Genomic DNA, 13,261 nt, shown 5'->3' with positions numbered 1-13,261 from the left:
GTCGAACTGTCCGGACCGTTCCGCGCGTCAGGCGCGGTAGAGGCCGACCGACCAGTGGTCCGGGCCGAACAGCCTGCCGCCGAGGCCGACGTTGCCGTCGACCGCGCAGACCCAGCCGTCGTCGGTCCGCCACGGGTCGATGTGGTGCATCCGGCCGGAGTTCCACCCAACCACCCCGCCGGCCCCCTCCAGGACGGGCGACTCGGGCCGCTCGCGGTCGGCGTACGCCTCCGGCGTGAGCGTCTCGACGTCGTAGGCCCGGACCCGCTCGCCGTACCGACCGGCGCAGTCCTGGAGGAAGACCAGGACGCCGTCGTCGCCGACGACGGGGCGCCCGGCGGGCCGGGCGCCCTCCGGTCGGCCCGAGACGACCGGGTTGTCGGGGTGGGGCGTCCACTCGTCGGCGAGCAGGTCGTCTGCGTGGTAGGCCCAGAGGTCGTACCGGCCGTCGTCGCTGCCGAGCAGCGCCCACCACCGGTCGTCCCACCGGAAGACGACGCAGTCGGCGAGCTGGCGGTCGGGGTCGACGACGGTCGACGCGGGCTCCCAGCCGCCGGGCAGCGAGTCGGTCCGGAACAGCCGGATCGCCGCCGGGTCCTCGCGGTCCCAGCGGTCGGGCAGCATGTAGTAGTCGCCCGCCCACTCGAACACGTACGGAAATGCGAGGTGGACCGCATCGCGAAGTACGACCCGGTCGTACGACCACGCCCGGCCGTCGTCGCTGGTCGCGTGCCCGATGACGCCGGTCGGCCGCCGGTCGCGGTTGAACACCTCGAAGAAGAGGTGCCAGGTCCCGTCGGCCGCGAACAGGAACGGGTCGGCGACGAACTCCGCGTCGCCGTAGTCGTCGACGTCGGCCGCGGTCACCACGGGGTTGCCGGCGGCGGCGACGGCGGGCTGCGGTCGGAACGGTCGCGGGAGGTCGCCCCCGGCGCGGTGGCCGGGCCGGACCGCCTCGGCGTCGGCCGGTGGCAGCGCCGCCGCCCGCTCGCGCCCGGTCGGCGCCAGCCTGTCGGCGACGTCCCGGTGGACGAACTCGCCGACGGTCCACGAGGCCCGCCGCACCGGTCGGAACCTACCAAGCATCGGCTCCGCTCCCGGTCTCCTCGTTCCGTCCGCCCGGCGCGAGAGACCGCGCCCCGGCGGTACGCGACCCCCTTGCGGTTGCGTGTTCCCCCATACCCCTCCGGACGGCGTCGGGTCCCAAAAAGGATGTGTCCGGTAGCCGAGACGTGGGGTCGTCCGTCGACGAGTCGAGGGGAGGACTCGCGCCGCGATCGAGGAGGACTAACTGGCCCGGGAGACGGGGGCGCCGGACTACCCGGCCCGGGGAACCGGGCGCGCGCGGCGCTCGACCGCCGATTCGTTCGCGTACTCGACGCCCCGCACGAGGTACGTGTTCAGCGTCCCGGTGTCGTACACGTGGAAGAACGACGGGTCGGTCCGGAGCCGCCGGAAGTCGGCCGGGGTGTGGCGCCAGTACTCCCGGTAGGCCGGGTAGAACCGCGGGTTCTTGATGCGGCTCAGCCGGGTGGTCACGAGGTACCGGCGGTCGAGGTCGGCCGACTCCGGGACGTCCTCGGCGGTGACGTTGGTGTAATTGAAGTGCATCGGCGGTGGTGGGGCACCCCATCGTATCGTCCCCGCCGGGTCGCTCTTGCCCCGCTGGAGGGTGTACATCCGGTACTGCTGGACGCCGAGCTGGTCGATGAGCAGCGATCGGTTCCAGTGGTTGAACAGCCACTCCATCCCCTGGACCTCGGCCTTCGTGATCTGGTTGTTCTCCTCGTTGTCGAGCGGGGAGCCGTACAGCCCGAACACCGAGAAGAACGCGAACACGAAGAACGAGATCACGACGACCGGCCGGAGGTACCGAACCACGGTCTCGGAGTCGAGGCGCCGGAACAGCGTGTAGAGCCCGCTCCCGATGAGGACGATCCCCGAGAGGCGGGCGTACCGGACGAAGCGGTTGAACCCGAGGGTTACGTCGACGAAGAACGCGACCACGCCGGCGAAGCTGAACACCACGAACGTCGCGCCGAGGAACGCCTCGACGGGGTCGAACCGGCGACGGCCCCGGACGACGAGGTAGGCGTAGTAGCACAGGAACACGCCGGCCATGCTCAGGATGGCGGCGACGAACCCGTACGTGTAGATGCCGACGAGCGCGACGTCGGCCAGCTCCGGCGACGTCCGCCCGAACACGCCCGCGATGTGGCCGAACGTCGAGGAGCCCTCCGACATCCCGACGAGGGTGTAGACGATGAGCAGCGTGCTGCCGATGATGGACTCGAACGAGTAGTACCACGAGAAGAACAGCACGAACGCGATCGACGCCGCGACCACCGACGTGGTCTCGTTGGTGGGGACGTTGACCGAGAACCGCCGGCCCACCAGCAGCGCCAGCTTCAGCAGCACGAGCATCCCGGTGAAGAACACCGTCACCGCCGGGTGGTAGAACGCGAGCGCGACCACCGACACCACCAGCGGGAGCCGGTACCGGTAGAGCGACCCGCCGCCGTACCCCCGGAACACCAGGAACAGCAGGAAGGGGACGAGCATGAACGCGAACACGCTCGGGTGGAAGAAGATCTGGTCGTAGCCCAGCACCAGCAGCGCGGAGAACGGCAGGACGAACGCCACCTTCCGGAAGTCGGCGAACAGGACGTTCAGCAGCGCGAACGTCGAGACGATGTAGAAGATCGACATCATCGGCGGCAGGACGTTGACGACCTCCTGGGGCCGGATGCCGGTCAGGTAGCTGAACGTCGCCGCGAGCAGGTGGATGTTCGGGTAGTAGTTGCTCCGCGGGACGTGGTGGAGGTCGGTGATCCGTCGGATCATCCCGATGTACGTGATGATGTCGCCCCGCGCGAACAGGTGGTACCGCAGGGCCGGGATGATCAGCACCACCAGGTTCGCCGCGAGCACGACGCCCAGGCCGTACTTCCAGAACCGGCGGCGGCCGTCGTCGTGGCGGCTGCCGAAGATGACCAGCTGGCCGGCGAGCACCGCGAACATGACGAGCAGCCAGAACGCCGGGGTGTACGCGTCGTACACCGTTATCTCGTAGTCGCCGGCGGCCGGGTTCGAGGCGACGAACAGCAGCGCGGTCGCTACCGACGCCGCACCGACCGCCGAGAGAGCTTTCAGCTTCAGGACTCGGTCCACGCCCGACACGCCCCCATCGTCTCCCTGTCCAATCGCCTCGGTAATGGTTCTTCTGGGGCGTCGTGCCCCGCGATACCACCGAACGCGGTACTCCCGTGCGCCCGACAGGTCGCCGGTGACCGGAGGGCGACCGCCGACGCTCGCGGCGCCGGCCGACCCCGAGGTAAGCCGGGCCGACCGCCCGGGTAAGCCGCCGCTAGGCCGCTACGTCTTTGACGGTCGCCGTGGATAGCCCGACCCATGACGCCGGTCACGCTCGCGCTGCTCGCCGTCCTGGCGGTGTCGCTCCTCCTCACCGCGTACGCGTACTTCCTGTATCCCGCCGCGCTCTGGACCGCGACCCGGTTCGTCTCGTCGCCCGAACCGACGCTGGACGCCGACGACGCGGACCTGCCGACGGTGTCGCTCATCGTCGCCGCGTACAACGAGGAGGACGTCATCGCCGAGAAGATAGAGAACAGCCTCGAACTCGACTACCCCGACGAGAAGCTCGAGATCGTCGTCTTCTCGGACGCCTCCAGCGACCGGACCGACGAGATCGTCCGGTCGTACGCCGACCGGGGCGTCCGGCTCGAACGCATCGAGGGCCGGGTCGGCAAGACCGAGTGCCAGAATCGGGTCGCCGAGATGGTCGACGGGGAGATACTCGTGTTCTCGGATGCCAACTGCATGTACGAGCCCAACGCCGTTCGGAGACTGCTCGCGCGGTTCGACGACGACGTGGGCTGCGTCGTCGGCGAGCTCCGCCACACCCGGACCGAGGACGACGTCGAGGGCGAGTCGCTCTACTGGCGGTACACCCGGCTCGTCAAGCGGCTGGAGACCCAGCTCGGCTCCGTGGTCAAGGGCAACGGCGCCATCTACGCGGTCCGCAGCGAGGACTACGTGCCGCTGCCAGCAGACGCGATGAGCGACTTCGCGGAACCGCTGGCCGTCCGGGAGAACGGCCGGACGGTCAAGTACGCCCACGACGCGGTGGCCCGCGAGCGGACCGCCGGCTCGGTCGAGGCCGAGCAGTCCCGCAAGACCCGGATGGCGACCCGGTCGTGGCACACGATGGCCCAGCACGTCGGCCTGCTCAACCCCCTGAACTACGGCTGGTTCTCGCTCAAGACGTTCACCGACACCGTGCTCTGGTGGAGCACACCGTTCCTGTTCGCGGCCGCGTTCCTGAGCGCCGCCGCGCTGTGGGCGCTGACCGGCAGCCCGCTGGCCGGCCTCGTCGCGGCGGGCCACCTCGCGCTGGTCGCGTTCGCCGCCGTCGGCTACTACCTCGACCGGCGCCGGAGCTCGGTGCCGTTCCTGTTCCACGTCCCCCACTACTTCCTGGTGGGCCACTACAGCCTGGTCGTCGGCGTCTGGAACTTCCTCCGCGGGGAGAACATCGTGACGTGGAACACGATGAACGAGTGAGCGGTGGACCCCGACGGCCCGATACCGGCCGGTCGACGCCGGACGCGCGACCGTCCCGCTACGCCGGGCGTGAGAGCGCCGCCGTCGTCCGGACCACGACGACGCCGTCGTTCTCGTAGGCGACCTCGAACGCCGCCGAGTCGCGGAACCCCTCGCGGAGCAGTCGCCACGTCAGCTCGTCGCGGTCGCCGCGAGAGACGTAGACGTAGTCGGTCTCGACGGACTCGGTCCGGAGCGTCCGGGCGAAACACGCCGCGTACTCGCAGTTCGACAGCTCACCGTACTTCCGCAGGTGGTCCTGGTACCGTTCCTCGCCCAACCACTCGGCGCCGAGCGGCGAGACCACGAGCGTCCGGTCCGCCATGAACGGGAACCACTCGTACGGACCCCCGGTGACGACGAACGACGCGTCCGGGGCCGTGTTCCGCTCGACCCAGGAGATGGCCCTTCGGTCAGCCGACGTCACGTCAGACGTCGTCGACGTGTCGCTCGGCCCGAGTACCGGGTAGCCGGCCGTGAAGAGGACGCCGCCGACGAGGCCGAAGCCGACTAGCAGCCCGACCGCCGCGGCCGACAGGTACGACCGCGGGATCTCGAACGGGACGGTGGCGTCGCCGACGGCCGCCAGTACGTCGTCCACGACGAAGTGGGCGGCTGCGAACGCGCCGACGAACATCAGGAACCGCGGCCGGGGGATGGTCAGCAGGACGGCGCCGAACCAGACCGGGAGGAAGTATCTGGCGCGACCGACCAGCGAGACCAGCCCGACCACCGCGAGGGCGCGCCAGAGCGGCAGCAGTTCGGTCCTGAAGTCCGACAGGAACTGGGCGCCGCTCACCAGCACGCCCGGGAAGATGCCGCCGCGGGTCCCGGCGGCGTTGGTGAACACGTCGATGCCGTGGACCTGGCTCACCTGCCACAGCCACGGGAACGCGAGCGCGAAGCCGCCGGCCGCGACGGTCGCGCCCCGGACCAGGCCGGCCGGGGTGCGATCGAAGTAGAGGAAGAAGGTGACGTACGAGACGCCGAAGAACACGGTGTTCACGGGGTGGGTCAGGACGGTGCACCCGAACAGCGCGGCCGAGAGTAGCAGCCACCGGCGCCTCGGGGCCGTGAACAGTTTGAGGCCGGTGTAGACGCCGGCCACCGTGAACAGGAAGGCCGGCGCGCGGACGACGCCGCCGGCCGAGAGGTGCCACCCGAACACCGCCGGCGAGAACGCCACCACGGCTGTCGCGAGGCCGGCCTTCCGAGCGGAGTCGGTGAGTTCGAGCCCGACGAACAGCGTCGGAACGAGGTAGAGCAGGGTCACGACGCCCGGGAGGTACCGGGCGAGGGTCAGGTACGAAAGGCCGGTCGCGCCGTGCAGGACCGCGACGAGGTACGGACCGAGCGGCGGGTACGCGAAGGGGAGACCGCCCCGCGTGTAGTGGGGTACTCGCGCCGGGAGCTGGTAGCCGTGCTGGTGTATCTGCTGGGCCATCTCCAGGTAGAGGCCGGCGTAGTTGCCCGGAAACGGAACTGTCAGCAGGTACGTCGCGTACACGGCGGCCCCGACGAGAAACGGCGCTACGTACCACCCGACCGACCCGTGCGTGGCGTTCCAGCTAACCCCCCGGTGTTCCCACTCCATGGCCGTTTGTGGACTGGCTCCCCAATAAATCCTTAGCGGACCGCTACCGGTGACGGAGCCCCGATCAACCGGGGGCCGCGGGGAGGCGTTCAATCTGTGCAGACGCCGACGGTCTCGCCGTCGCCGGCCCGAACCGGCCGCGACGTCCGGGTCCGCGGTTCTCAGTCGGCGTCGCGTACCAGCGCGTCCTGCCGCGTCAAAGCGTGACGGTCCTGGTCTTCTCGGTGACGTTCCCGGCGGAGTCGGTCACACGGAGGTTCACGTCGAGTTCGGTGCCGATCGGGAACTGGAAGAGGTCCCAACCCGAGGCGCTGGGGCCGTTCACGTCGGTCACGGCGAAGTTCATGTCGAGGCCGTTCTTGACCACGACCACCTCCACGGTGTCGAGGTTGCCGTCGGGGTCCGAGACCGACCAGTTGACCGAGAACATCCGGTCGTCGCCCAGCGTCTCGCTCTTTGAGACGTCGAAGCTGTCGACGGCCGGTCCGGCGGTGAGCTCGTCGACGCTCACCTCGCTGCCGCCGTACCGGATGGTCCACTTCGACTCGTCGATGCCCGTGACGGAGGTGATCGCACCGTCGACGAGGTAGGAGTCGCCGTACCCGTTGCCGGTGGCGCCGGTCACCGTCATCGTGCCGTCGCCGTTGTCGGTCACGCTGTCGTTGTCCTCCGAGGAGTTCCTGTCCGCGCTCGTGCGCTTGCTGACGGTGCCGTCGACTGTGAACTGGTACTGGGTGGTCGGCATCCCGTCGCTGCTCACGAGTTCGAGGACGGTTCCCTTGTCGGTGTTCGAGGGCTGGGACGTCTGGGTGCCGTCCGTCATCGCGGGCCGCTGGTTCGTGTTCAGCGCCCAGCTGTCGATGTAGACCGACTGGTCCTGCGGGGAGGGGCTGCCGCCGCCGAAGTAGACGTTGAAGCTGTAGTTGACGCCGATCGAGAGGTCCTCGGTGAACCGCATCCCGGACCGGTCGACCTTGAGCTCGTCGTCGATCCACATCTTGAGCTCGCCGTCGGAGTTGGCGTTCCCGCCGCTCACCGAGTTGAGCTTGATGTACTGGTCGACCTTCACCCACTCCCCGCCGGTGACGGTGGCGGCGTGGAAGTAGTCGCCGTACTGGCCGTCCATGTCCATGTGGTAGCAGTAGTACCCGATCCCGATGTCGCCCCCGCGGTCCGTGAACCCGCCGCGCGCGGACCAGCCGTTCGTCCCGTTCGACGGTTCACCGCCCTTGCCGCCGCCGGGTTCGGTGTTGGCCGGCCCGGGGATCTTCGAGACGTTGCCGTCGGCCTGGAAGTCCGAGGAGAACCGAACCCAGTAGCTCGCGTAGAGTTCGGTCACTTCCGAATCGACGTCGCCGGCCTCGACCGGGTCGTACAGCGAGGCGATGCCGTAGTGGTTCCCGCTGGGGATGTCCACGCACAGGGAGTTGCTGCCGGACTTCACGGGCGAGGAGACCCGCTCGTCGTACTGGCCCTGTCGCCACGTGCTCGTGAAGTTACTGGTGTAGTCGGCGGTCGAGAAGTCCTCCCGGAGGAGTGCGCCCTGGCTCGAACTCGCAGCCGCAGAGGCGGTACTCATTCCGGCCACCGACGCCGCCGCGGCGCCGGCGAGTCGGAGGTAGCCGCGGCGGTCGAGCAGTGACGCCTCTTCGTCGGGTTCGCGTGCCGTCTTGTCGCGTGCCATGCCACTTTCAATGCTTGATTACCAGCTTAAAACATTATCGGAACCGCCCCATGTTTTGTTGGCTGTACTAGGGTTAATGGAACAGTCCGGAACTGATAACCGAAACGGCTGGTTGAGCCGGGGTAACGGAGGATTAACCGGGGGTGTAGCGTCGGTAGCGGACGCTACGAGGTCAGCAGCGGTTCCCCGAGGAGTTCGTCCAGAACCGCGTCGTACGCCTCGAACAGCGCGTCCCACGAGTACTGGCGGCCGAGCTCCCGCCCGTTCGACGCCAGCGACGCCCGCAACTGCTCGGACTCGGCCAGCGTCTCGACGGCATCGGCGAACGCGTCCCACGAGTTGCGGACCAGCGCCGTCTCGCCGTCCTCCAGCGGCAGCCCCTGGGCCCCGACGTCGGTCGTGACGACGGGCAGTCCGGCTGCGAGGTAGTCGAGCATCTTCAGCTTCGTCCCCGAGCCCAGGGTGAGCGGACAGACCGCGACGTCGGCGGCCGCGAGCGCGCCCGGCAGGTCCTCGACGTACCCCGGCGCGTGGACGTTGTCGCGGGTCGCGGCCGGCGGGTCGCGGCCGACGAGGAGGAACTCGACGTCGGGGAGCGCGGGCGCCAGTTCGTCCAGGATCACGTCGGCCGCGACCGCGTTCGGGTCGTAGTCGAACGCGCCCACGAAGAGGCAGACGGTCGCCGCGTCCGGGATCCCGAACCGCTCGCGGACCCGGTCGGGGTCGCCGCCCGCGTCGATGGCCTCGAAGTCGGTGCCGTTGGGGATCGTCTCGACGATAGTGTCGTCGGGGAGCCGGAACCCCTCGGCGTCGTCCGGCGACTGGAACACCACCGCGTCGGCGGCGTCGATGCCCCACTGCTCGAACCGCCTGAGGTTGCGGACCGCCCGCCGCCGCACGACCCCGGGGACCGGCCGGAGCCCGAACTGCTGGTCGACGAGGTCGTACATCGCGTTGTGCTTGTTCAGCAGCAGCGCGGCGTCGTAGTGGTCCGCGAGCCGGACGCCGGCCCGGAGCATCTGGGGGTTCTCGCAGCAGACGACGTCGAACTCCCGGTCCAGGCGCTTGCACCGCCGCACGGTCCGCTCGGCCTGGAGCCGGTCGAGCCGGTTGTCGGCCCCCGCGGCGAACGAGGCGTACCACGCGTAGATGCGCGACAGCTTGCGGTCCAGGAACGGGTTGTCGGTGTTCACGGCCCGGACACCCGGATGGTCGACCGCCACGTCGTCGGGGTGGGCGAGCGTCACCGACCCGAACTCCGCCAGCTTCTTGGCGGTCTCCCAGATCCGGACCTCCTCGCCGTTCGACGGCGGGTAGAGGTCGCCGCGGTGGAGCTGGAGGACGCCGGCGTCACCGACCATCGCGCTCACCTCCGGGACCGGGCGCCGGTTCCGCGCGGACGCTCCGCTCGACCCGCACGTCCGGACGGGAGGTGTCCGCCTCGTCGTCGACGATGCGCCGGACCGCCTCGTGGAGCCGCGACGCGACCGCCTCGGGGTCGTTCTCGGTCTCCACCTGCCGGCGGGCGTTCCGGCCCAGTCGCTCGCGCTCGGCCGGGTCGTCGAGCAGCGACGAGACCGCGTCCCCGAGTTCGGCCGGCTCCGCGGGGTCGACGAACACCCCGGACGTCCCATCGTCGATCTGCTCGGCGATGCCGTACGCCGGGTTCGTGACGACGGGGAGCTCGGCCGCCTTGGCCTCGAGGATCACGTTCGGGTAGCCGTCGATGTACGACGCGTACAGGAACACGTCCGCGGTCCAGTAGAGCCGCGCGACGTCCTCCACGAACCCGGGCGCGTGGATCCGGTCGCGGACGTCGCCGGCCCGGGCGTCGAGGAACTCCAGCAGCCGCCGGTGATACCGCCCGTCGCCGGCGATGACGTACTGAAGGTCCTCGCGCCGGCGCAGCAGCGGGACCACGGCGTCGACCAGCTGTTCGACCCCCTCGTACTTCCCGCGGAAGTTCAGGTTCGTGACGGTCAGCAGACGCTGGCCCGACCCGACCGGCGGAACGCCGGGGGTCGCGGAGGCGGCGTCAGACTCGGGCTCGGACGCGGGCTCGGCATGTGCATCCGGGGCCGAATCCGCGTCCGCCGGCGGGGCGTAGTCGCCGACCGAGACCGGGTTCGGGACCGAGCGGACGCGGTCGGGTGGACACCCCGTCTGCCGGCCGACCACGTCGTCGAGCGCGGCCGACACCGGGACGAACCCGTCGGCCCCGCGGAATATCGCGCGGGTCAGCAGGGCGAAGGGCAGGTGGGCCGCGAGCGAGCGCCACTCGCCGTTGCCGGCCTGCTCGCTCGCGGTCTCGCGGTGCTGCCGGAAGATGTCGCCGTTCAGCCTGATCAGCACCGGGACGTCGTGGTACCGGCCGAGCAGCGTCCCGACGGTCCCGACCAGCCCCGACCCGTTGTAGACGAGGACCGCGTCGGAGTCGCGGCTGTCCACGCACCGGCTGCCGCGTCGCAGGGCCGCGAGGTAGGCCGCTACGCCCTCGTCGGGGTCGACGGTCACGAGCGTGCCGCGGTCGCCCAGCGCGTCGAACGGGTCGCGCATCTCGTCGACGCGCATGTCCGCCAGTCCGAGCACGTGGAGCGAGTCCTCGCCCGCCGTCATCCGTTCGACCCCCGCTCGTGGAGCCGCTCCATGTGGGTCTTCACCGAGTGGAGGATGACGCTGGTGAACGAGAGCAGCGCGCCGAGGAACGTGCCGAAGATGCAGAGCAGCACCAGTCCGACCGGGAGCGTGCCGCTCTCGACGTAGTTGAGGACGGCCCAGTAGCCGACGCCGAAGCCGCCCGCGACGATGGCGATGCCGGGGACGCCGAAGAACGTGAGCGGGTGCTCGTGCTCGATGGTGTTCAGGATGTTGCGCACGAGCGAGAGGCCGTGGACCAGCGGGTTCTGGGTGCTGGTGTCCTCGCCCTCGTACCGGATGGTCGTGCCCACTTCGCCGATGGCGTACCCCCGGGTCCGGGCGTGGTAGAGGATGTCGGTGCTGGCGCTCATCCCCTCGCCGAGGGTGTCGTCGGCCGCCAGGCTCCGGACGGCCTCGCGGTCGAACGCCCGGAACCCGCTCTGGGTGTCCGAGACCCACGAGCCCCGGGAGGTGCTGCCGAGCGTCAGGTTGGTGAGGACGTTGATGATCAGCAGGCCGAGCCGGCGGTACCGGGGGACGGTGTCGGAGTCGCCGCGAAAGCGGCTGGCGACCACCACGCTGGCGTCGGTCTCGCGCTGCTCGCGGAGCAGGTCGGGGATGTCGTCGGGGTCGTGCTGGCCGTCGCCGTCGAGGATGACCAGCGAGTCGACGTCGCGCCGGTCGGCCTCGGCGAACGCGGTCTGGAGCGCCGCGCCGTAACCGCGGTTCGTGTCGTGGCAGACGGTCGTCGCGCCCGCTCGCTCGGCCGCCTCGACGGTGTCGTCGTCGCTGCCGTCGTCGACGACCACGACCTCGTCGACGTGACGTCGCACCCGCGAGACGACCTCTCCCACGGTGGCCCCCTCGTTGTAGGCGGGGATCGCGGCCAGCACGTCGACGTCGAGCCTGTTGGGGCCCTCGAGCACCGGCGCCGGGGTCCCGAACCCGTCGGCGGTGGCCGTGGCCTCCTCGCACCGGGAGAAGTCGATGCGGTCGGCGTCCGTCTCGACGTGCAGCAGCCCCGGGAACCCCAGCGCCTTCGAGATGCGCTCGACCGAGTCCCGCACCGCGTCCGCGTCGGCGGCGTCCATCTCCAGCGCGAACCCCCCGAGCCGATCGACGAGGGGTTCGACCAGCGAGTCGCTGGACTCCGAGAGGGCGACGAAGGTGACGAACCCGCGCCGGTTCGCCCGCAGGATGGTGCGGGCGATGGCGCCCAGGTCGTGTTCCGAGGCGAGGATGCCTATCGCCGGCAGCTGTTTCTGCTCGGTCGAGAGCTCCCTCGGAACGTGTCTCTCTCTCGTGTCCTCATTCGTACTCCCCATCGACGTAGAGTTGGGAGAGGCTGATTAATAGTTAGAAGCCGCGTATCCCGTATAAACAGCCGATGGGGAACGAAACGGTCCGGTACGGACCGCGTTTCCGCGTCGATAACGTCCGCGACCGGATACGTTCGCACCTGCCCGCGGCGGAGCCGGACAGCGAGCCGGAGGTCTCCGTCGTCCGTCGGTCCGACCACCGGTCGCTCGCGGCCCGGACGTCGGTCGACGCCGGAAACTCTCCGTTTCCGGAGAGGACGACCGGGCTCGGGTCGGGCTACCCGGTGTCCGGTCCCGCGGTGACGTTCGTCCAGAAGTGGGCCCGCCGGTACGCGTTCGCGGCCGACGGGTTCGCCGGCGGGTTCCCGCGGTAGAGCAGGAACTGGACCTTGAGGTCCTCGCCGGTCATCATCGGCCGGAGCCGCTGGGTGCGGACCACCGACTCGTTGGGCGCGAGCTGGGCCTCGAAGGTCCCGAGCCGCCTCGTCTCGACGACCTCGGTCGCGTTGCCGGTCGTGCGGACGCGCTGCAACCGGACGAGCCCCGTGTAGACCTGGGGCCCGTTCTCGTGGTTGACGATGCCGACGACCACCGTCTCGGTCTGGCCGCGCCGGATCTGGGTCGGGTAGTTGTCGGGGACGAGCGCGCCGGACTCGTTCTCGGTCACCACGTAGAACTCGGTGAACGACTGGTCCTCGACCGGCCCGGCGACCGCGTACGCGACGCTGCCGGCGCCGACCAGCACCGAGCCGACCAGGACGACGTTCAGGACCAGGTCGAGCCGGCCGTCGGGCCGGAAGAACGCCCGCCTGACGCTGTCGGCCCAGCGCCCGTACGGCACGCGGAACCGGTCGTCGGGCGGCACCCGCCGCCGGCGGACGACCGCGACCGCCGTGAGTCCGAGCGTGAGCCCGCTCACCGCCAGCAGCATCGTCCCCTGCCGGACGCCCCACGGCGTGAAGTTGAGGGCGAACGCGAGCAGCGGGACCGTGGTCACGCTCAGCCCGAACGAGAGGACCGCCCGCTCGACGAGGTCGATGCCGGTGCCGGGGCGCGGGAACAGCGTCGCCCGCGCGTCGTCGGCGTCGTCGTCGGACTCCGGGAACAGGGCGGCGGCGAACGCGTAGCCGGGCGCCAGCAGTACGAAGACGCTCGCCACCACCGCCCGCAGCAGCGTCCCCCTGACCACCGGCGCCTCGACCACCACCCACGTCGCGGCCACGAGGCCGACCAGCGCCGCGAGGTCCGACGGGACGGTCCGGACGCCGCGGGGCACCATCAGCCAGAGTTTCCGGGCGTCTACCATCTTGGCATCACGACCGCTATGCTAGCTACTCATAAAAAACAGGTGGTAGATTTGAACTCCGCGGCTCGGCTTCGAACCGCACCGCCGGAGTCCGAACC

At 70.0% G+C, this 13,261-nt stretch carries 9 protein-coding genes; 1 reads left to right on the top strand and 8 read right to left on the bottom strand.

The window, feature by feature from the left end:
* Positions 1 to 27: 27 nt before the first annotated feature.
* Together ACQUQF_RS23320 and ACQUQF_RS23315 are read right to left on the bottom strand one after the other, a co-directional pair.
* Complete coding sequence (locus ACQUQF_RS23320; protein WP_435181723.1) at positions 28 to 1,086, bottom strand: glucosamine inositolphosphorylceramide transferase family protein; 1,059 nt, start codon at positions 1,084 to 1,086, stop codon at positions 28 to 30.
* A gap of 231 nt (positions 1,087 to 1,317) precedes the next feature.
* The gene (locus tag ACQUQF_RS23315) at positions 1,318 to 3,171 is read right to left on the bottom strand and encodes a hypothetical protein (protein WP_435181722.1); all 1,854 of its coding nucleotides are present in this window, start codon (positions 3,169 to 3,171) and stop codon (positions 1,318 to 1,320) included.
* A 240-nt stretch (positions 3,172 to 3,411) separates the two neighbouring features.
* Between ACQUQF_RS23315 and ACQUQF_RS23310 the strand changes: the two genes are divergently transcribed.
* Positions 3,412 to 4,584 (top strand): glycosyltransferase family 2 protein, encoded by a 1,173-nt coding sequence (locus tag ACQUQF_RS23310; RefSeq protein ID WP_435181721.1) that lies wholly within the window; start codon positions 3,412 to 3,414, stop codon positions 4,582 to 4,584.
* Positions 4,585 to 4,642: 58 nt separating this feature from the next.
* Here ACQUQF_RS23310 and ACQUQF_RS23305 read toward each other — a convergent pair whose 3' ends face one another.
* The 6 genes from ACQUQF_RS23305 to ACQUQF_RS23280 form a co-directional block, all read right to left on the bottom strand.
* Positions 4,643 to 6,217 (bottom strand): ArnT family glycosyltransferase, encoded by a 1,575-nt coding sequence (locus tag ACQUQF_RS23305; RefSeq protein ID WP_435181720.1) that lies wholly within the window; start codon positions 6,215 to 6,217, stop codon positions 4,643 to 4,645.
* 196 nt (positions 6,218 to 6,413) lie between these two features.
* Positions 6,414 to 7,901 (bottom strand): polysaccharide lyase, encoded by a 1,488-nt coding sequence (locus ACQUQF_RS23300; RefSeq protein ID WP_435181719.1) that lies wholly within the window; start codon positions 7,899 to 7,901, stop codon positions 6,414 to 6,416.
* A 164-nt stretch (positions 7,902 to 8,065) separates the two neighbouring features.
* A complete protein-coding gene (locus ACQUQF_RS23295; RefSeq protein WP_435181718.1) occupies positions 8,066 to 9,262 on the bottom strand; it encodes a glycosyltransferase family 4 protein in 1,197 nt (398 codons plus the stop codon).
* Positions 9,252 to 10,517 carry a glycosyltransferase family 4 protein gene (locus ACQUQF_RS23290; protein WP_435181716.1) on the bottom strand — a complete coding sequence of 422 codons (1,266 nt, stop codon included), beginning with the start codon at positions 10,515 to 10,517 and terminating at the stop codon, positions 9,252 to 9,254. Before ACQUQF_RS23290 ends, ACQUQF_RS23295 begins: the two co-directional genes overlap by 11 nt.
* The gene (locus ACQUQF_RS23285; RefSeq protein WP_435181715.1) at positions 10,514 to 11,863 is read right to left on the bottom strand and encodes a glycosyltransferase family 2 protein; all 1,350 of its coding nucleotides are present in this window, start codon (positions 11,861 to 11,863) and stop codon (positions 10,514 to 10,516) included. The genes ACQUQF_RS23290 and ACQUQF_RS23285 overlap by 4 nt, the downstream gene beginning before the upstream one ends.
* 271 nt (positions 11,864 to 12,134) lie before the next feature.
* Positions 12,135 to 13,163: a DUF1616 domain-containing protein gene (locus ACQUQF_RS23280; protein ID WP_435181713.1), complete on the bottom strand. Its 1,029-nt coding sequence runs from the start codon at positions 13,161 to 13,163 to the stop codon at positions 12,135 to 12,137.
* Between the last annotated feature and the right edge of the window lie 98 nt (positions 13,164 to 13,261).

It is taken from the genome of Halorussus sp. AFM4 (genome assembly GCF_051194995.1).
GTDB lineage: Archaea > Halobacteriota > Halobacteria > Halobacteriales > Haladaptataceae > Halorussus.
The sequence above is the reverse complement of the archived record's forward strand: the minus strand, read 5'-3'. Positions and strand labels throughout refer to the sequence as shown.

What these genes read in the sequence shown, in the direction of transcription:
- ACQUQF_RS23320 (WP_435181723.1), bottom strand. Translation starts at nt 1,086, where the DNA reads ATGCTTGGTAGGTTCCGACCGGTGCGGCGGGCCTCGTGGACCGTCGGC.
- ACQUQF_RS23310 (WP_435181721.1), top strand. Translation starts at nt 3,412, where the DNA reads ATGACGCCGGTCACGCTCGCGCTGCTCGCCGTCCTGGCGGTGTCGCTC.
- ACQUQF_RS23305 (WP_435181720.1), bottom strand. Translation starts at nt 6,217, where the DNA reads ATGGAGTGGGAACACCGGGGGGTTAGCTGGAACGCCACGCACGGGTCG.
- ACQUQF_RS23300 (WP_435181719.1), bottom strand. Translation starts at nt 7,901, where the DNA reads ATGGCACGCGACAAGACGGCACGCGAACCCGACGAAGAGGCGTCACTG.
- ACQUQF_RS23295 (WP_435181718.1), bottom strand. Translation starts at nt 9,262, where the DNA reads ATGGTCGGTGACGCCGGCGTCCTCCAGCTCCACCGCGGCGACCTCTAC.
- ACQUQF_RS23290 (WP_435181716.1), bottom strand. Translation starts at nt 10,517, where the DNA reads ATGACGGCGGGCGAGGACTCGCTCCACGTGCTCGGACTGGCGGACATG.
- ACQUQF_RS23285 (WP_435181715.1), bottom strand. Translation starts at nt 11,863, where the DNA reads ATGGGGAGTACGAATGAGGACACGAGAGAGAGACACGTTCCGAGGGAG.
- ACQUQF_RS23280 (WP_435181713.1), bottom strand. Translation starts at nt 13,163, where the DNA reads ATGGTAGACGCCCGGAAACTCTGGCTGATGGTGCCCCGCGGCGTCCGG.